The organism is Streptomyces sp. NPDC093510 (genome assembly GCF_040683555.1).
Taxonomy (GTDB): Bacteria; Actinomycetota; Actinomycetes; order Streptomycetales; family Streptomycetaceae; genus Streptomyces.
This window is the reverse complement of record NZ_JBFBEE010000030.1, coordinates 59,247-77,450: the sequence shown is the minus strand read 5'-3', so window position 1 is coordinate 77,450 and position 18,204 is coordinate 59,247. Positions and strand designations below refer to the sequence as shown.

General features: G+C 71.9%; 14 protein-coding genes. 8 read left to right on the top strand and 6 right to left on the bottom strand.

Annotation, left to right across the window (positions count from 1 at the left end):
* Positions 1–74: 74 nt before the first annotated feature.
* The 3 genes from AB0N81_RS35150 to AB0N81_RS35140 form a co-directional block, all read right to left on the bottom strand.
* Complete coding sequence (locus AB0N81_RS35150) at positions 75–671, bottom strand: NAD(P)H-dependent oxidoreductase (RefSeq protein WP_365365700.1); 597 nt, start codon at positions 669–671, stop codon at positions 75–77.
* 180 nt (positions 672–851) lie between these two features.
* Positions 852–1,208 (bottom strand): hypothetical protein, encoded by a 357-nt coding sequence (locus AB0N81_RS35145; protein WP_365365698.1) that lies wholly within the window; start codon positions 1,206–1,208, stop codon positions 852–854.
* Between the two features lie 41 nt (positions 1,209–1,249).
* Positions 1,250–3,304 (bottom strand): SpoIIE family protein phosphatase, encoded by a 2,055-nt coding sequence (locus AB0N81_RS35140; RefSeq protein ID WP_365365696.1) that lies wholly within the window; start codon positions 3,302–3,304, stop codon positions 1,250–1,252.
* A gap of 188 nt (positions 3,305–3,492) precedes the next feature.
* Here AB0N81_RS35140 and AB0N81_RS35135 point away from each other — a divergent pair, with 188 nt between their 5' ends.
* Together AB0N81_RS35135 and AB0N81_RS35130 are read left to right on the top strand one after the other, a co-directional pair.
* On the top strand, positions 3,493–3,753 hold the full coding sequence (locus tag AB0N81_RS35135) for a GlsB/YeaQ/YmgE family stress response membrane protein (protein WP_365365694.1): 261 nt from the start codon (positions 3,493–3,495) through the stop codon (positions 3,751–3,753).
* A gap of 98 nt (positions 3,754–3,851) precedes the next feature.
* Positions 3,852–4,481 carry an alpha-ketoglutarate-dependent dioxygenase AlkB gene (locus AB0N81_RS35130; protein WP_365365692.1) on the top strand — a complete coding sequence of 210 codons (630 nt, stop codon included), beginning with the start codon at positions 3,852–3,854 and terminating at the stop codon, positions 4,479–4,481.
* Positions 4,482–4,494: 13 nt separating this feature from the next.
* Here the strand turns inward: AB0N81_RS35130 and AB0N81_RS35125 are convergent, their stop codons facing one another.
* On the bottom strand, positions 4,495–5,928 hold the full coding sequence (locus tag AB0N81_RS35125) for a helix-turn-helix transcriptional regulator (RefSeq protein ID WP_365365690.1): 1,434 nt from the start codon (positions 5,926–5,928) through the stop codon (positions 4,495–4,497).
* Between the two features lie 291 nt (positions 5,929–6,219).
* On the opposite strand from AB0N81_RS35125, the gene AB0N81_RS35120 reads away from it, so the two are divergent.
* Together AB0N81_RS35120 and AB0N81_RS35115 are read left to right on the top strand one after the other, a co-directional pair.
* The gene (locus AB0N81_RS35120) at positions 6,220–6,870 is read left to right on the top strand and encodes a hypothetical protein (protein ID WP_365365688.1); all 651 of its coding nucleotides are present in this window, start codon (positions 6,220–6,222) and stop codon (positions 6,868–6,870) included.
* Complete coding sequence (locus AB0N81_RS35115; protein WP_365365686.1) at positions 6,867–7,469, top strand: hypothetical protein; 603 nt, start codon at positions 6,867–6,869, stop codon at positions 7,467–7,469. The genes AB0N81_RS35120 and AB0N81_RS35115 overlap by 4 nt, the downstream gene beginning before the upstream one ends.
* Positions 7,470–7,563: 94 nt before the next feature.
* Here the strand turns inward: AB0N81_RS35115 and AB0N81_RS35110 are convergent, their stop codons facing one another.
* Entirely contained in the window at positions 7,564–11,271 is a 3,708-nt protein-coding gene (locus AB0N81_RS35110; protein WP_365365684.1) for an ABC transporter ATP-binding protein, read from the bottom strand.
* A gap of 133 nt (positions 11,272–11,404) precedes the next feature.
* Positions 11,405–12,781, bottom strand: coding sequence for an FAD-dependent monooxygenase (locus AB0N81_RS35105; RefSeq protein ID WP_365365682.1), 1,377 nt, complete (start codon positions 12,779–12,781; stop codon positions 11,405–11,407).
* A gap of 348 nt (positions 12,782–13,129) precedes the next feature.
* On the opposite strand from AB0N81_RS35105, the gene AB0N81_RS35100 reads away from it, so the two are divergent.
* The 4 genes from AB0N81_RS35100 (at position 13,130) to AB0N81_RS35085 (ending at position 18,190) form a co-directional block, all read left to right on the top strand.
* The gene (locus AB0N81_RS35100; protein ID WP_365365680.1) at positions 13,130–14,314 is read left to right on the top strand and encodes an alcohol dehydrogenase catalytic domain-containing protein; all 1,185 of its coding nucleotides are present in this window, start codon (positions 13,130–13,132) and stop codon (positions 14,312–14,314) included.
* Entirely contained in the window at positions 14,311–14,895 is a 585-nt protein-coding gene (locus AB0N81_RS35095; protein WP_365365678.1) for an isochorismatase family cysteine hydrolase, read from the top strand. Before AB0N81_RS35100 ends, AB0N81_RS35095 begins: the two co-directional genes overlap by 4 nt.
* Positions 14,892–16,475, top strand: coding sequence for an FMN-binding glutamate synthase family protein (locus tag AB0N81_RS35090; RefSeq protein WP_365365676.1), 1,584 nt, complete (start codon positions 14,892–14,894; stop codon positions 16,473–16,475). Before AB0N81_RS35095 ends, AB0N81_RS35090 begins: the two co-directional genes overlap by 4 nt.
* Before the next feature lie 194 nt (positions 16,476–16,669).
* Positions 16,670–18,190 carry a catalase gene (locus tag AB0N81_RS35085; protein WP_365365674.1) on the top strand — a complete coding sequence of 507 codons (1,521 nt, stop codon included), beginning with the start codon at positions 16,670–16,672 and terminating at the stop codon, positions 18,188–18,190.
* The last annotated feature ends 14 nt before the right edge of the window (positions 18,191–18,204 follow it).

Below are 18,204 nucleotides of genomic sequence, written 5' to 3'. Positions count from 1 at the left end.
GCGAATCCGCACCCGGCCTCAGCTGCACCGCCTGCCCACGCCGTGACAGGCGAAACGCACCGCCGCCTTCCCGGTCAGGAGGCGGGGTAGGGATGGTCGTTGAGCAGGGTGGCGAGGTGGACGGCGTTGACGGCGAGGGTCCGGGTGGTCTCGGCGACCTCTTCGGGGGTGGCTTCGAGGTCCTTGTAGTCGGTGCCGTGCTGCGCTTCACCCACCCAGTAGGTGACGGCGTTCGGGGCGAGGGAGAAGCCGATGTCGTTGAGGCCCTGGAACGTGTCGGCGCTGACCTTGTGCGCACCGTCCTCGTTGCCGACGACGGCGACCGCCGCGACCTTCCCGAAGATGAGCGGCCGCCCCTGGTCGTCGGTTTCCGACTCGGCGTTGAGCCGTTCGAGGACCCGCTGGCAGATGCTGGAGGGGTGGCCCAGCCAGATGGGTGTGGCGAGGAGGAGGATGTCGGCCTGGAGGACCTTCTCCCTCAGCTGGGGCCAGGCGTCGTCGCCGCCCAGATCGACGGAGACGCCGGGGAGCACGTTGTGATCGGCCACGCGGACGGTTTCGGTGGAGACGCCGAGCTTCTCGAACTCGCGCATCACCTGGTCCGAGAGCAGCTGGCTGCTGGAGGGCTCGGGGGACGCGTTGAGGGTGCAGACCAAGGAAAGGGCGCGCATCGTGTTTCTTTCTTCCGAGTGGCTTCAGATGACCTGCCACCAGGCTGCGCACACAGTCGGCGCTGCCGCCATGTGGCCGCCCGGGGCGGAGATCACCCCGGGTACCCCGCGACCCACCCGTGATGCGCCCGCTCTTCTCCTCCTCTTCTCCCCCTCCTCTTCTCCTCTGCCTCTAGTCCTCTAGTCCTCTTGCTCTTCCTCGCTCTCGAAGTGCAGGGCGATGGACCTCAGCACGTCCGCGGTCGACACGTCGGTGCGGCCCTCGTCATGGACTTCGGCGAGCTGCGCGAAGGAGAAGGCGAAGGCGGACGTGATCTGCTCGATGACGGGCCCCAGTTCCTGGCCCACCACCGCGGCGACCTCGATGGGTGTCGCTTCGGCGGGGAGTTCGATGCGCGGCAGCATCTCCTCGAGCATCGCGCCGACCGCGCCGCTGTTCTCGATCTCCCCGTCCGGGTTCTCGCGTACCTGCCGGCGCATCTCGAGGGACTCGGTCAGGATCCCGACGACTCGTTGAATGATCTCGCGCTGCTCCATACGGCGAAGCCTAGACGCAGGAGCTGCCGGGTCGGTCAGGTTCACGGCGCGGCGAAGTCGCACCAGACGGCTTTGCCCTCGCCGCGCGGCTCGACGCCCCAGCGCGAGGCGACCGCCTCCACCAGGAGCAGTCCGCGGCCTGAGGTGGCGGTCTCCCCCGGGGCTCTCTTGCGGGGGCGGGCGCTGGAGCGGTCGCTCACCGACAGGCGGACGCGGCGTGGCGGGCCAGAGAGCACTTCGAGCGTCAGGATGGCGCCCGCGTCGGTGTGGACGAGGGCGTTGACGAGGAGTTCGCCGGCCGCCACCTCGACGTTGTCGGCGATCTCGCCGAATTCCCACGCCGCGAGGTGTTCCCGCAGCGCCGCGCGCGCGTCGGCGAGTCCTTCGGGGTCGGCCTGGTGGACGTACCTGTGGATGCGCGGCTCCTGGGGGGTGCCGGGGTCGGGGAGGCGGCGCAGCACCAGGAGCGCCACGTCGTCACCGGTGCCCCATCTCTCCCACAGCGCGCGTGAGAGATGGTCCGCCAGCTCCTCGGCCGTCTCGGGGCCGGTGCGCATCACCTCGGCGAGGTTCCGGATGCCGGTGTCGAGGTCGAGGCCGGCGTCCTCCACGAGCCCGTCCGTGCAGATCACCATGGTCTCGCCCGGCACGAGGTCGAGCCGCACTTCGGGGTAGTCCTCCATGCCGAAGTCGGTGGCGATCCCGAGCGGCAGCCCGCCGGGGACCCGTGGCACGCCCACTCTGCGGTCCACGTGCCGCACGAGCGGGGGCAGGTGTCCGGCCCGGACGGCGCGCACGATGCCGGTGGCCGGGTCGAACTGCGCGTAGGTGCAGGTGGCGAACCGTTCGGTGTCCAGCTCGGCGAGGAACCGGGAGGCGCGGGAGAGCACGGTGCCGGGCGGGTGGCCCTCGCCGGCGAAGGCCCGCAGGGCGATGCGCAGCTGGCCCATGATGGCCGCGGCGTGGGTGTCGTGGCCCTGTACGTCGCCGACGACCAGGCCGATGCGCCCGCGGGGCAGGGTGACCACGTCGTAGAAGTCGCCGCCGACCTCCCGTCCGCCCCAGGCCGCGTGGTAGCGGACGGCGACCTCGGAGTCCGGGACGTCGGGGATGCCGCGCGGCAGCATCGTGGCCTGGAGGCTCTTGGCGAGGTCGCGTTCCTCGTCGAAGAGCATGGCGCGCTGCAGCGACTGGGCGACGATCCCGGACAGGCCGATGCAGAGGTTGCGGTCGGCGTCGGTGAAGTCCTTGCGGCCTCGGTAGAAGAGCGCGAGCCCGCCGATGGCGCGGTCCTGGGCGACCAGCGGCAGGAACGCCGCCGAGTCCAGTCTCATGTGCTCCATGTAGGGCCGCAGACGGGTGAAGTGCCGCGCGAGGTCGGGCAGCGAGCCGACGAAGCGGGGCTGGCGGGTCATGACGGCCTCGGCCAGCGGCAGCGACTGGTCGAACTTGTGCAGCTTGAGTTCGTCGAGGGCCTGCATCGTCTGGCCCACGAGCGCGATCAGCTTCAGGTTCTCGCCCTCGACCAGGCCGAGGACGAGGCCGTCGGCGGCGAACCGGTCGAGGCCGCTCGCGCCGGACAGCACGGCGACCACGTCGTCGACCGTGACCGCCCGGGAGAGGGCTTCCGTGGTGCCCTGCACCATCAGGGCGATGCCCTGACGGCGTTCCTCCCTGGGGTCTATGGCCGCGAGTTCCGATCCGTCGTCCGAGGCCGTCCGCAGGATGCCGAGTACGCGCACGGCCCGGCCCTCGTCGTCGCGGCGGATGTGTCCACGTGCGTGACCGAGGTGGATCGTGCCGTCGCGGTGCCGGGCCCGGAAGTAGACGCCGTACAGGTCCTCGCCGTTGGCGGCGGCCTCCGTGACCGCGTAGTTGATGCGTACGGCCTCCTCGGGCGGGATACGTCCCTGCAGCGAGGTGACGCGGCCGTCGAATTCGTCGGGACGCAGGTCGAGCACCGCGAGGGAGCCGGCGTCGAGGGTGAGCGCGCCGGTCTCCAGGTCCCAGTCGAAGCTGCCCACGCCGGTCAGGAGCAGGCGCTGTTCCAGGTCGACGGGGGGCTTGTCGACGGGGGGCTTCTTGGCTGACGTCATGGCTGTCTCCGTTGGCCGCTCGGCCACCATAAGCTCCGTGCGCGCCACTCGCCCGCCGGACCCGCTCCCGCCTTTCGTCCCGGCCAAACATGACCTTGGTCCTGTGTGAGACGCCCTCCAAGGGACATTCGCTCTGGTGTCGGCCTGATCATCCAGAGCCGATCCGCGCACAAGGAAAGGAACGTCTCGTGGGCATCATCGCCTGGATCCTGATCGGTCTGATCGCGGGAGCCATCGCCAAGGCCCTCACTCCCGGCAGGGACCCGGGGGGCTGCCTGGTGACCATGGTGATCGGCATCGTGGGCGGGCTGATCGGTGGCTGGCTGGGCAAGGTGATCTTCGGCGTCCATTCGATCAACGGGTTCTTCCACCTGTCGACCTGGATCGCCGCCATCATCGGCTCTGTGATCGTTCTGTTCGCCTACCGCCTGTTCACCGGGAAGCGGTGACAGCGACGGCGACGGCAACGGGAGTGCGCCCCAGCACGGGGCGCACTCCCGTTTTTTCGCATTAGCTCAAGCGTTCGAATCGCGGGTACAGTGGCCGCATGGCAACGCACCAGCTCCAGGGATCGCTCTTCGATCAGGGCGACGACGTGCGCCTGGGCTCCCTCGACAAAATCCGCAGGACGGTCCTCGGCGACGGCGCGTGGATCGACCTCCTGCCGGGCTGGCTCGGCGGCGCCGACGTCCTGTTCGAACGGCTGGCCGTGGACGTCCCGTGGAAGGCCGAACGCCGCCAGATGTACGAGAGGGTCGTGGACGTCCCGCGCCTGCTCGCCTTCTACCGGTCCGGCGAACCACTGCCCCACCCCGTGCTCGACGAGGCCCGGCAGGCCCTCTCCGCGCACTACGCCGCCGAGCTCGGCGAAGCGTTCACGACGGCGGGCCTGTGCCACTACCGCGACGGGCGCGACAGCGTGGCCTGGCACGGCGACCGCATCGGCCGGGGCGCCCGCGAGAACACGATGGTCGCCATCCTCTCCGTGGGAGCACCCCGCGACCTGCTGCTGCGCCCGCGCCGGGGCGGCGAGACCGTGCGACACCCGCTCGGACACGGCGACCTCATCGTGATGGGCGGGTCCTGCCAGCGCACCTGGGAGCACGCCATTCCCAAGTCGGCCCGCGCGACCGGCGGGCGCATCAGCATCCAGTTCCGGCCGCACGGGGTGCGCTGACGCGCGGCGCACGTCAGCGGCACACGCGGGCGCCGGCCGTCTTCCCCGGCGACACCCCGAGGGCGAACAGCCGGGTGAGCGGGTGGAAGCGGTAGCGGCCCGGGGCGCGTGACTCCAGGAGCTGCACGTCGACCAGCTGTTCCAGGATCACCTCGGTCGCCGGCACCGCCCCGCCGGTCGTCGCCGCCGCCTCCGCCACCGTCAGCTCGCCCTGCTCCGCGGCCAGCAGGGGAAGCGCGAGAGCCGCCGCCCGGCCGGTGGCGCCGCGCGCCAGCAGATCCCGGTGGCCCGCCTCCAGGGCCGCGTGCATGTCCAGGTCGGCGAAGGACAGTTCCGCCAGCCGCCGCGCGGGGTCGGCCAGCCGGTCGGCGAGTTCCCGCACCGGCCACCGCGGCCGTGCCGCCAGCCGGGCGCCCGCGATGCGCAGGGCCAGCGGCAGGTGCCCGCAGTGGCGCGCGATCGACTCGGCGGCGCCCCGTTCGGCGGCGAGCCGCCCGGGCCCGGCCCAGAGGCCGAGCACCGCGACGGAGGCCGGGATTGCGAGGGGCGCGAGGTGGAGGTGGACCGCGCCGTTCAGGGTGGCGAGGACGCCGAGGCTGGTGACGAGGACCGCGCAGCCGTGCGCCGCGGGCAGCAGGGGCCGCACCTGGGCCGCGTCCGCGGCGTTGTCCAGGACGATCAGCACCCGCCGTTCGGTGAGCAGGGTCCGGTAGGCCGCCGCCGCGTCCGCCGCGCTGCCCGTGTACGGCCTCGGGGCGCCGAGCGCACCGAGGAACCGCCGCAGCACGACGGCCGGCGGCACGGGTCGCTCGTCGCGGTGCGAGCCCCGCAGGTCGGCGTAGAGCTGGCCGTCGGGGAACCGCTCGCCGAGCCGATGGGCCGCGTGCACGGCGAGCGCCGACTTGCCGACACCACCGGGGCCGTCGAGCGCGACCACGACGGGCCCGCCGCCCCGCGGTCCGGGACGGAGCACGTCGAGCGCCGCCAACTCCCCGGCGCGTCCCGGCAGTTCGGCGATGTCCGGTGGCAACTGGCGGGGCACGGGCGGCGCGGGGCCGGTGTCGTCCGTGCGGCCGTGGGCCACCGGGCGGGAGCGGCGCGCCTCCTCCACCCGGTCGCGGGCAGTCGCGAGGAGGCGCAGCTCGCGGCCGGTGGCGCCCAGCAGCTGGACCAGTGTGTCGAAGCGGTCCGTCGGCGGCAGCGTCTTGCCCGCGAAGTAGTCGCCGATGACCCCGTGCGCCCAGCCCGTCCGCGCCGACAGCTGCCGGTAGGTGAGCTGCGCTCCCCCGTTCCTGCGCGCGGCCCGTCGGCGCAGCTGCCGCAGCAGCGCGGCCAGCGCGTCGGCCGTGTCCACGGAATCGAGCGGGCCGACGCCTGCCGCCGCCTCCCTCGGTTCCCCGTCCGGCGGATGTCCCGCCGCCCCCGCAACCCCCGTTGCCCCCGTCACTCTTCGCTGCCTCCTGACCGTCGCCTGGCCGAGGTCATCCGGATCTGTCCGGTGGTGCCCGATTTCGAGGGCCGCCTCAGGAACGCGTTGCGAGCATCCAGCTACCGCCCGGGTCCCGCGGTCCGGCGACCGGGCACCGCATCGGCCGTCACTACGGCATTCGTGGAATGCCGCCCGCCGGTTTGGTGCGGTTCCCCGGGTTTCCCACCGGAACACCACACCGGGCGTCGAACACGGCACGACCGATACACCGCACGACCCACATCGGAGCACGAAGGAGACACGACCTATATGAGCAGGGTCTGCAACAAAGCACCCGGCCTGCCTGACGGCAGCATCGCCGAACAGTCCCTCTACGAGCGCGTGGACGGCCCCATCGCCACCGGTTCGGCCCACTTCATGCGGGCGGGCGGCGAGCTGCACCTGATGCACGCCGACCTGGAGCTGAACGACCAGCGCCAGGCCGCCCTGCGGGTACGCTGCGCCGCCGCCGCGGTCCGGGCCGCGCTGGTGGAGTACCGCACCTCGCACCGCATCGCCCAGGAGCTGGGCTTCTACCCGGTCCACGACGAGCGGCTGCGGGTCGCGGGCGGCGGGACCGCCCCGGTGCGCGAGACGCTCGGCGCCGCCCGGGAGTCCGACCTCGTCCAGCTGGACGAGACCGACGTCGAGACCCTGGCGCTGCGTTACGAAGCGGGCGGGGACGAGGCGGCGTACGGCCACTTCGTGACCGCGCTGACGGGGTTCTCCGCGGATCTCGACGACTTCTCGGCCCGGGCCGCGGAAGCGCACCCGGCCGACTGGCAGCGCCTGGCCTGGCAGTTCCTCACCGCCTTCGACCGCATCCGGATCTACGGTCAGGCGCTGGCTGTCATCAACATCCTCGGTACGACCCCCAGTGCCGTCGCCGGCGCCGGACACGGAAGGAGCAACCGGACATGAGCGCCGTCTGCAACAAGATGCTCGCCCTCGGCGAGGACGATCTGCGCGACAAGAAGGACCTCGCGCGGACCGCGGGCACCGAGCTGACCGCGGCCACCAGCGAGCTGTGCCGGGCGCTCGAACTCGCCGAGCACGGCGACGCCATGGCCGGCTCCGCGGTGTACGCCGCGGCGGCGCGGGACCGGCTCGACAACGCCGCCCGGATGCTGGCCCAGGTGGGCGACATCCTCGCCACGGGCACCCTCACCGAGGAGTCCGCCTCGTGGTACCGCAGGCTCGACTACGACCGGCTCTACCGGTCGGGCACCGGCCTGGGTCAGGTGCCGCACGCGGCCGAACTGTGGCAGGCGTTCGCCCGGCAGGCCGCGAAGGGCGGCCCGGCCGGCATCTGCCGCGACATGCGCGGCCGCACCGTGGCCGTGGCCTCTCTCATCGGTGACTGGCTGGAGCGGGTGGACGGCCCGGAGTCGGACTCCGCGTTGCTGCGAATCCAGTCCGCGATGGCCGACCTGGCCGCGTACGCCCAGTTCGTGGCCTTCGCCAACAAGGTGGAGCCGCGGGACCCGGCGTGGCTGGTGCCGCCGGGCTCCGCCGCGTAGCCGTCCGTACGCGGCACACCGTCCGTCAGCAGAACGAAGGAGCGCCGGCCCCGGGCCGGCGCTCCTTCCGCGTTCTCGTCACCGGTCGGCGAGGTCACCGGTAGGCGCGCGCCTGGAGTCCGTACATCTGCGCGTAGAGGCCGCGCCGGGCGAGCAGTTCCTCGTGGCTGCCGGTCTCGGCGACCCGTCCGTGGTCGAGGACGACGATGAGGTCGGCGCCGCGCACGGTCGAGAAGCGGTGCGAGACCAGCAGTGTGACAGTGCCGGGGCCGGGGCGGCGCGCGGCCTCGATGTACCGCTCGAAGACGAGGTGCTCGGTCTCCGCGTCGAGGGACGCGGTCGGCTCGTCCAGGATGCGCAGCAGGGGCGCCGGACGCATCAGGGCCCGCGCGACCGCCAGCTTCTGCCACTGCCCCGTCGACAGGTCCGTCCCGTGCTCCCAGCGGCTGCCCAATCGGGTGCCGAGGCCGCCCGGCAGCGCTCCGGGCAGGTCGGCGGCGCCGGCCCGGCCCAGGGCTCCGAGGACCGCCCGCTCGTCGGCGAGCCGCGGCAGGTCGCCGACGCCGACCGTCTCGCGCACCGTGAACTCGAAGCGTACGAAGTCCTCGAACGCGGCGCCGAGCCGTTCGCGCCACCGGTCCGGGTCCAGGGTGTCGAGGCCGGTCCCGTCGACGGCGATCCGGCCCCTTGTCGGCTCGTACATCCGGCACAACAGCTTGACCAGCGTGGACTTCCCGGAACCGTTCTCGCCGACCAGGGCCACCACTCCCCGGGCCGGCAGCCGCAGCTCGACGTCGTGCAGCGCGGCCGCGGTGGTGCCCGGGTAGCGGAAGGAGAGCCCCTCGACGGCGATGCCCTGCCGCAGCTCCGAGGGCACTGCCGCCGTGGCGGTGAGTCCCGCCCGTTCCGCGTACGCCTGCAGCCACCGCAGCCGTTCGGCGCTCTGCAGGAGTTCGACGACAGCTCCCGTCGCCTGTACGAGTCCGGCGACGTGCCCGGCGAAACGCCCGGCCAGGACGACGGCGAGCAGGACCGCGCCGAGACCGGTACGGCCGGTCACCGCGAGGTGCGCGACGAAGGCGACCGCGCCGATCAGGCCGAGCGAGTTGAGCAGCCCGGCCGCGCCGCCGATCGCGGCGACCCGCCACTGCGCCCGTGTCTTCACCAGGTCCGCGCGATGCCGTAACACGCCTACCCTGGAGCGCAGTTCGGGCCCGGCGTCGTAGACACGCAGCTCCTTGCCCGCCGCCGGTGAGGTGGCCAGGTCGGCGAGGCGCGCGGCGAGGCGGTAGTCGGCGGCCGTGGCGTCCTGGGAGCGGGCGATGACGCCGCGGGCGGAGATCTGAAGGCGCATGGCGAGTGCCCCGACGAGCGGCAGGACCAGCAGGGCGGGGTGGACGGTGGCGAGGAGCACGGCGGTCACCAGGAAACCGCCGAGCTGTTCGAGCAGGTTGAGCACCCAGTTGAGCAGGGCGCCCATGGCCAGGGTGCGGTCGCGCAGCAGGTGGAGCCGGTCCTGGAACGCGGGCGACTCCTGGTGGCGCAGTCCGGGGATGCCGGCGGCGAGCCGGGCCAGCAGCCGGTCGAAGGCGAAACCCACCCGCTCACTGAGCCCGATCCTGGCCCCGACGGCCGCCAGTTCGACGGCCTCCCACACTCCGAGGCTCACGACGAGCAGGAGCGCCGCCGTCATCGTGGTCCCCAGGATGCCTTCTTGCGCGCCTTCGGCCATGGACCGCAGCCAGAGGGCCTGCAGGGCCGCGAGTCCTGCCGCGGCGGGCACGAGCAGCAGCCCGAGCACGGCGAGCCGCCAGGACTCCCGGAAGGACCCGACGACGAGGGTGCGCAGCGCGCCGGGCACTCCGCGCCCGCCGCGTCCGGGAGTCCCTGGGGTGTCGGCCTCGGCCGGGCTCTGCGGAGCTTCGCGCCTTGGCGGCCGTGTGTCGTCGGCGGGCACGGCAAGCTGGGCCGCCGTGTCCGGATCAGCCTCTACGCCCACGTCGCTGAAGCGGTCCGCCTGTAGCCGGTACATCCGGGCGTACGTGCCGCCCAGCGCCATCAGCGCGTCGTGCGTACCGCTCTCCACGATCCGTCCGCCGTCCAGGACATGGATGAGGTCTGCCCTGCGCACGCCCGAGAAGCGGTGCGAGACCAGGAGCGTGGTGGCGCCCCCGCTCACCGTCAGGAACCGGTCGAAGAAGGCGGCCTCCGCCCGTGCGTCGAGGTGGGCGGTGGGTTCGTCCAGGACGAGCACGGACCCCGCCCGCGCGGCGAGCAGCGCGCGGGCGAGCGCGACCCGCTGCCACTGGCCCGCGGACAGGTCGGCGCCGCCCGTGAACTGCCGGGAGAGCACGGTGTCCCAGCCCGCCGGGAGCGTACGGAGCAGCTCGGTACCGTCGGCCAGTTCCAGGGCGTGTTCCAGGGCGTGTTCCAGGGCGCGCTCCGGTTCGCGGGAGTCGTCGCCGAGGTCCGGTGCGCCGATCGCCACGTTGTCGCGCAGTGTCAGGGGGTACTTCACGAAGTCCTGGAAGACGACGGAGATGTGGCGCCGCCACTGCCGCGCGCCGCACTCCCGCACATCCGTGCCGTCCGCCGTCACGCGCCCGGCGTCCGGCTCGTACAGGCGCGTCAGGAGTTTGATCAGTGTCGTCTTGCCGGAACCGTTCGCGCCGACGAGCGCCACGGACGTGCCCGCGGGGATCTCCAGATCGAGTCCGCGCAGGACGGGGTCGTCCGTGCCGGGATAGGTGAAGTCCACGGATTCGAAGGCGATGCCGCGGCGGACCTCCGGTGCCGGCCTCCCGTCGTCGCCCGCGGTGCCCCGCAGTTCCAGCGCGGTGAGCGACCGCAGCCCCAGCAGTGCGTCCCGCACCATGAGGTCGTCGTCGCCGACCCAGCCGAGGGCGGGCACGGCGAGCGCCGCCTGGGCGCTGATCACGAGCCGGGTGAGGTCCAGGTCGCCGTGTGCGGCGGCGAAGGCCGCGTATCCGAGGACCGCACCCTCGGCGAGCACCACGAACGCCACCGCGCCACCGGCCCGGCGCGCCGCTCTGCCGCGCGTGGCCCAGACCCCGGCCATGCCCGACCGCCAGACGGCCGTCATGCGGTCGGCGAGCCAGTCGCCGAGCCCGAACACCCTTGTCTCCTTGGCGGGTTCGGGGTCCACGGCCAGGGAACGCAGATAGGCCGCCTCGCGGATCACCGCGCTCGCCGCCTCCATGCTGCCGTGCACGTTCCGCGCCAGGCGCAGGTAGGAGCGGTAGGTCAGCACCGCCGCGAGTGCGAGCAGCGGTGGCGCCCACCATGCCAGCGGCGCCAGCAGGACGAGCAGGCCGAGTCCTTCGAGCCTGGGGCGCACGATCCCGGGGAGCAGGGTGGCGAGCTGGTCCGGCCGGGTGCCCGGCTCGGTGACCAGCCGCAACGTATCGGCGTAGCCCGGTTCTTCGAGGTGTCCGACGCCGTCCGGGCCGGTCCCGGCCGCGACGGCCCTGTCCTGAACCGCACTGGCCGCGCGCAGCCTCAGCACCGCCGCGAGTCCGCTGTCCAGGGCGCGCAGTCCCGTGCGGAGAAGGATCAGCGCGCCGAACGCGGTGAGGGCGGACAGGACGCGGCGGGCCTCGGGGGACCCGGCTCCCGCCGCCACGGCTCCGGGCAGCGCGCCCACCAGCCGCCCGGTGGCGACCACGACGAACGGGCCGGTGAGCGCCTCGCAGACGATGACCACCGCGAGGACGACCGTGTGCCGGGGGCCGGCTCGCCACAGCAGCCGTACCGCTGCCGCCCACTCCTGCCACGTACGCATACCGGCCTCCTCGACCCGCGCCCCACCGTTGGGGGGCCGATGCTCACAGAGGAGGCGGGCGGCCGGGTGACGGTCCCGGCCGCGACCGGACAGTGCCGGTCGCGGTGCCCGTATCAGCGCTGCGGCGGGCGTCTCAGGCGGTGCGGCGGCGTGTGAGCACGCGGCGTGCCACCTTGGCGAGCAGGGCCGGACGGAACAGCAGCGAGGGCGGGGCCGTCATGTTCAGGACCCGTACGAACCGTGCCCACACGTCCGGGTCGTGCACGGCGAGCGCGAATACGTGCTGGTTGTACCAGTGGGCGAAGCGCGCGGGCAGCGGCTGCCCGGCGGGCGCCCACATGAGGTCCGAGCTGGTGGCCATGGTCCAGGGGACCTGGATGGCACGGGCCGCGGCGCGTTGGTAGGCACGGCTGAGGCCGTCGAGTCCGGACGCCTCGGCGCGGTGGCGGCCCAGCAGCCGGCCGAGCAGCTCCGCTTCGAGCGCGGCGACCGTGAGTCCTTGTCCGTACACCGGGTTGAACACGCAGAGCGCGTCGCCGACCGCGACCAGGCGTTCGGGCCAGCGGGGGTTCTTGTGGTGCAGGCGCCATTCGTTGCCGGGGTTGGTGTAGCGGTGCACCTGGCCTTGCCGGGTGCCGCGCTTGATCTGTTCGGCGAGGCGGGGGTTGCCGAGGGTGTGGGCGAAGTCGAGGTAGCCGTCGTCGTCGGTGGGCGGCACGTGCTCGTCGACGCCGAACAGCGAGCACATCCAGCGATGGTGTTCCACGGCCAGCACGACACCGCCGCGGGTGACGTCGGGGGCGAAGGCCATCTGGTAGGCGACGTCGAAGTCCTGGCGGTCCTGGGGCGGGCGTTCGTAGCAGGCGGAGGTGTAGGTGATCTTCGCCTTGATGACGGTCTTGGCGGACGGCGGCAGCCTGGCCTCGGTGAGCCAGCGGTCGACGGACGTGGTGCGGCCCGAGGAGTCGACGACCAGGTCGGCGGTGACCTCGACGGGCTCGTCGGCGCCCTCGGTGCGGTAGCGGACCCGGTCCAGACGGCCGGGGGCGCTCCCCGTCACGGTCTCGCAGCGGGTCGACGCGAGCACGCGCACGGACGGGAGGGCCGACACCCGCTGTCGCAGCCGTCGTTCGAGCTCGTCGCGCGTGAACGTCTGGACGGCGACGCCGACCCGGGCCGCGGGCGCGTAGCCGGTCGGCAGCAGGAAGTTGATGCGTTCGCCGTAGTCGAAGACGGGTGCGCCCAGGTCCGCGAGCTCCGCGCGGAGCCCCGGGAAGAGCTTCTCCAGCACGTCGCCGCCCCGGGCGAGCAGTGCGTGCGCGTGGTGGCCCTGCGGAATGTGGGGGTGCACGCCGGTGTCCGGGCGCACCGGGTCGCGTTCGAGGACCAGCACCTCCGTGAAGTGATCGGCCAGGACCCGCGCCGTCACGAGCCCGGCGTACCCGCCACCGACGACGACGGCACGCTCCCAGCGGGCCCCTGGCGACGGGCTGTGCTGCTTCTCGGTCATGGCCGTCCCATTCCTCTCGGCAAGCTCAGGTCCACGTCACTCCACCGGGTGCCACCGCGATTCTCAAGGCCCTCCGGGGAGCGCACGGAAGCACGTGTCCGGCACTGATCCAGTGCCCCGGGTCTTACGCCGGCGATCTCGGGTACACGTCACGGGCCGCCGCCCATGTGGCGGGCCGGCGCACTGTGTGGGCAGCCTGGGAGCAGCCCGCACCGCCAGAAGCAGGCCGGACGAGAGAGCACATCATGCCCGCAGGACCGAATCGCAAGGACCCGAGGTCCGCCTCCCGGCGCGGCGGCGAGCGCTGAGCCGACGCGGCCGTTCACCCAGCAAGGAAGGTACGTCTCCATGCGCGCTCTGACATGGCAAGGGAAACGCGACGTACGCGTCGACGAAGTCCCCGATCCCCGTATCGAGAAGCCGGACGACGTGATCGTCCAGGTCACGTCGACGGGCATCTGCGGCTCGGACCTCCACCTCTACGAGGTGTTCGGGCCGTTCCTCGACGCCGGTGACATCCTGGGCCACGAGGCCATGGGTGTCGTGGCGGAGAAGGGCCCCGACGTCACCGAGTTGGCCGTAGGCGACCGCGTGGTGATTCCGTTCAACGTCTCGTGCAACACGTGCTGGATGTGCCGCAAGGGGCTGCAGTCGCAGTGCGAGACGACGCAGGTCACGTCCATGGGCAGCGGAGCCTCCCTGTTCGGCTACACCAAGCTGTACGGGCAGGTGCCCGGCGGGCAGGCCGAGCTCCTGCGTGTTCCCTTCGGTAACACCTTGCCCATCAAGGTGCCCGAGGGGCCTCCGGACGACCGGTTCGTGTACCTGTCCGACGTGCTGCCCACGGCCTGGCAGGCCGTGGAGTACGCCGACATCCCGCCCGGCGGCAGCGTCACCGTGCTCGGCCTCGGCCCCATCGGCGACATGGCCACCCGCATCGCGCGGCTGCGCGGGGCGGAGCTGGTCATCGGCGTCGACCTCGTGGACGCCCGCCTCGACCGCGCCCGGCGGAACGGCACCACCGTCATCGATCTGCGCCACCACGAGAAGGACCTGGGAGACGCCGTACGCGAGCTCACCCAGGGCCGCGGCACGGACGCCGTGATCGACGCGGTCGGCCTCGAGGCGCACGGCGCCCCTGTGGCGAAGGCCGCCCAGTGGGCGACCGGACTCCTGCCCGACAAACTCGCCCGCCCGCTGATGGAGAAGGCAGGCGTCGACCGCCTCGGCGCACTGCTCGCGGGGATCGACGCGGTCCGGCGCGGCGGCACCCTCTCGATCAGCGGTGTCTACGGCGGCGCGGCAAGCCCGATGCCGCTGCTGACGATGTTCGACAAGCAGATCCAGCTGCGCATGGGACAGGCCAACGTGTGGCGCTGGGTCGAGGACATCCGCCCCCACCTCACGGACGACGATCCGCTGGGCGTCGACACCTTCGCCACGCACCACCTGCCGCTCCAGGAGGCGCCCGCGGCCTACGCGACGTTCCAGGCCAAGGAGGACGGCATGATCAAGACGCTGTTGAAGCCATGACCGAGGGGCGCGACGACACGCCCTGTGCCCTGGTCGTGATCGACATGATCAATACGTACGACCACCGGGACGCGGAGCTTCTGCTGCCCTCGGCACGCAAGGCCGTGCCGGTGGTGGCGGACCTGCTCACCGCGGCCCGCGCGCACGGCGTCCCGGTGATCTACGTCAACGACAACTTCGGCCAGTGGCGCTCCCACCACGGAGAACTGGTCGACGCCGCCATGGCGGGTCCGCACGCGGACCTGGTCGAGCCGATCCGTCCGGACGACGACTCGCTGTTCGTGGTGAAGGCCCGCCATTCGATCTTCTACGAGACCCCGCTCGCCTATCTCCTGTGGGAGCTGGGAGTCCAGCACGTGACGCTGTGCGGCCAGGTGACCGAGCAGTGCGTGCTGTACTCCGCGCTGGACGCCCACATCCGGCATCTCGACGTGACGGTGGTGGAGGACGCGGTCGCCCACATCCATCCGCACCTCGCCGAGGCCGCCCTGGAGATGATGCGGATCAATCTGGGCGCCCGCATCTCCCGTGGCAGCGAGGTCGTGTTCCCCCGACGGCCCACGCAAGTAAAAGGATCATGACGCGTTACGCAACGGTGGGCCTGCTGACGGCCTGCGCGGCGGGCGGTGTGCTGCTCGCCCTCCTGGTGTCCCCATGGTGGTGGTTCGCCGCGGCCCCGCTGGCGGCCGTGGCGCTGACCGGTGTGTACGACCTCGTCCAGAGGCGGCACTCGGTGCTTCGCAACTACCCCGTTCTCGGCCATCTGCGGTTCCTCATGGAAGCGCTGCGCCCCGAACTGCAGCAGTACTTCGTGGAGCGCAACTACGACGGCAGGCCCTACGACCGTGACACCCGCAGCATCGTCTACGAACGGGCCAAGGGCGTCGCCGCCGAGGAGCCCTTCGGCAGCGAGCGCGACATGGACGACCGCGGTTACGAGTTCCTCGTGCCGTCCATGGCGCCGGTGGAGGTGCGCGACGAACCGCCGCGGGTCCGCGTCGGCGGCCCCGACTGCGCCGAGCCGTACGACATGGCCCTCCTCAACGTCTCCGCGATGAGTTTCGGCTCCCTCTCCGCCAACGCCGTCCTGGCTCTCAACGAAGGAGCGGCCAGGGGCGGTTTCGCGCACGACACCGGGGAGGGCGGCCTGTCCGACTACCACCTGCGGCCCGGCGGCGATCTGGTCTGGGAGATCGGCACCGGCTACTTCGGCTGCCGCACCCGGGACGGCGACTTCGACGCACGGCAGTTCGCCGAGAAGGCCGCCCACCCCGCCGTGCGCTGCGTGTCGCTGAAACTGTCGCAGGGCGCGAAACCCGGCATCGGGGGTGTGCTGCCCGGCAGCAAGGTCAACGACGAGATCGCCTCCGTACGCGGCGTACCGCAGGGCGAGACCGTCGTCTCACCGCCGTACCACCGCGTCTTCTCCACCCCTCGCGAACTCGTCCGGTTCCTCGCCCGGCTGCGGGAGCTGACCGGCGGCAAGCCGGTCGGCTTCAAATTGTGCCCCGGGTCCCGCGTCCAGTTCCTCGCCGTGTGCAAGGCGATGACGGCGGAAGGGATCACCCCCGACTTCATCGTGGTGGACGGCGCGGAGGGCGGCACGGGCGCGGCACCGCTGGAGTTCGCCGACCACCTCGGCATGCCGCTCACCGACGGCCTCGTCACCGTGCACAGCGCCCTGACCGGCGCGGGGCTGCGGGACCGCATCCGCCTCGGTGCCAGCGGCAAGGTGGCGACCGGCTCCGACATCGTCAAGCGGCTCGCCATGGGCGCCGACTACACCAACGCGGCCCGCGCGATGATGTTCGCCGTCGGCTGCATCCAGGCCCAGCGCTGCCACACCAACCGCTGCCCGACCGGTGTCACCACCCAGGACCCGCACCGGGCCCGCGCCCTCGACGTCGTGGACAAGGCCGCGCGCGTCACGCGCTTCCAGAAGGCCACGGTCCACAGCGCGCTGCAGATCATGGCCGCAATGGGGGTGCGCGACACCTCCGAGCTGGGCCCGCACCTGCTGCGGCGGCGCGAGGACCGCGGCAGGTTCCGCTCCTACGCCGACCTGTACGAGTGGCTCTCCCCAGGCGAACTGCTCGCGGCGCCGCCCCCGAGCTGGGCCGCCGACTGGCACGCGGCGGATCCGGACACCTTCACCGGCTGACGGCCGCCATGTCCGCCCGGCGTGTTTGGAAGCCGTGCCGCCGGAAACAGGAGGCTCGCCACGTATCGCCGGTGCCGGGCAGGGCACCCGGACTTCGAACGACGACGATCGAACAGCCGCCTCGGGGAAGAGAGCGCAGGATGGCCTTGAGGCTTCATACCGGAACGTCACTCACCGAAAGGCATACACAGCTCATGGACGACGTCACGCGTAAGGCGACCACCAACGATGCCGGCGTTCCGGTCGAGAGCGACGAACACTCGCTCACGGTTGGCGCCGGTGGACCGATCCTCCTCCAGGACTCGTACCTGATCGAACAGATGGCGCAGTTCAACCGGGAACGCATCCCCGAACGGCAGCCGCACGCCAAGGGCAGCGGCGCCTTCGGCCACTTCGAAGTCACCGAGGACGTCAGTGCCTACACGAAGGCCGCGGTCTTCCAGCCCGGCACGCGGACCGATCTCCTCATCCGGTTCTCCACCGTCGCCGGTGAGCGCGGGAGCCCGGACACCTGGCGCGACCCGCGCGGCTTCGCGGTGAAGTTCTACACCAGTGAGGGCAACTACGACATGGTCGGGAACAACACCCCGGTCTTCTTCGTGAAGGACCCGATGAAGTTCCAGCACTTCATCCGCTCCCAGAAACGCCGCGCGGACAACAACCTCCGCGACCACGACATGCAGTGGGACTTCTGGACCCTCTCCCCCGAGTCCGCCCACCAGGTCACCTGGCTCATGGGCGACCGGGGCATCCCGCGCACCTGGCGCCACATGAACGGCTACACCTCGCACACCTACATGTGGATCAACGCGCAGGGCGAGAAGTGCTGGGTGAAGTACCACTTCAAGACCGACCAGGGCGTCGAGAACTTCACGCAGCACGAGGCCGACCAGATGGCCGCGGCCGACACGGACTACCACACCCGGGACCTCTTCGAGCACATCCGTGACGGGGACTACCCGAGCTGGACGCTGTACGTGCAGATCATGCCGTACGAGGACGCGGCCACCTACCGCTTCAACCCCTTCGACCTGACCAAGGTGTGGCCGCACGGCGACTACCCGCTGATCAAGGTCGGCAGGATGACCCTGGACCGCAATCCCACGGACAACCACGCCGAGATCGAGCAGGCCGCGTTCCAGCCGAACAACCTCGTCCCCGGCATCGGCCCCAGCCCCGACCGGATGCTGCTGGCGCGCCTGTTCTCCTACGCCGACTCCCACCGCTACCGGATCGGCGCCAACTACCAGCAGCTGCCCGTCAACGCTCCCGTCGTGCCCGTCCACACGTACTCCAAGGACGGGGCCATGGCCATCCGCAAGACGGTGGATCCGGTCTACGCGCCGAACTCCAAGGGCGGCCCGGCAGCCGACACGAGCCGCTACGCCCCGCCCAGCTGGCACGCGGACGGCGACATCACCCGCGCCGCCTACGTCGACCACGCCGAGGACGACGACTGGGGCCAGCCGGGCACGATGGTGCGCGAGGTCCTCGACGACGCCGCCCGCGACCGGCTCGTGGACAACGTCGTCGGGCACCTGCTCAACGGCGTGAGCGAACCCGTGCTCGTCAGGGCCTTCGAGTACTGGTCGAACATCGACAAGTCGATCGGTGAACGCATCGAGCAGGGCGTGCGCGCCAAGGCGAACGAGAAGGACCCGAAGGCCGCGGAGCAGGCCAACCCGGCCCGGAGCAGCATGCAGGAGAAGGCCTGATCCCATGCGGGAGG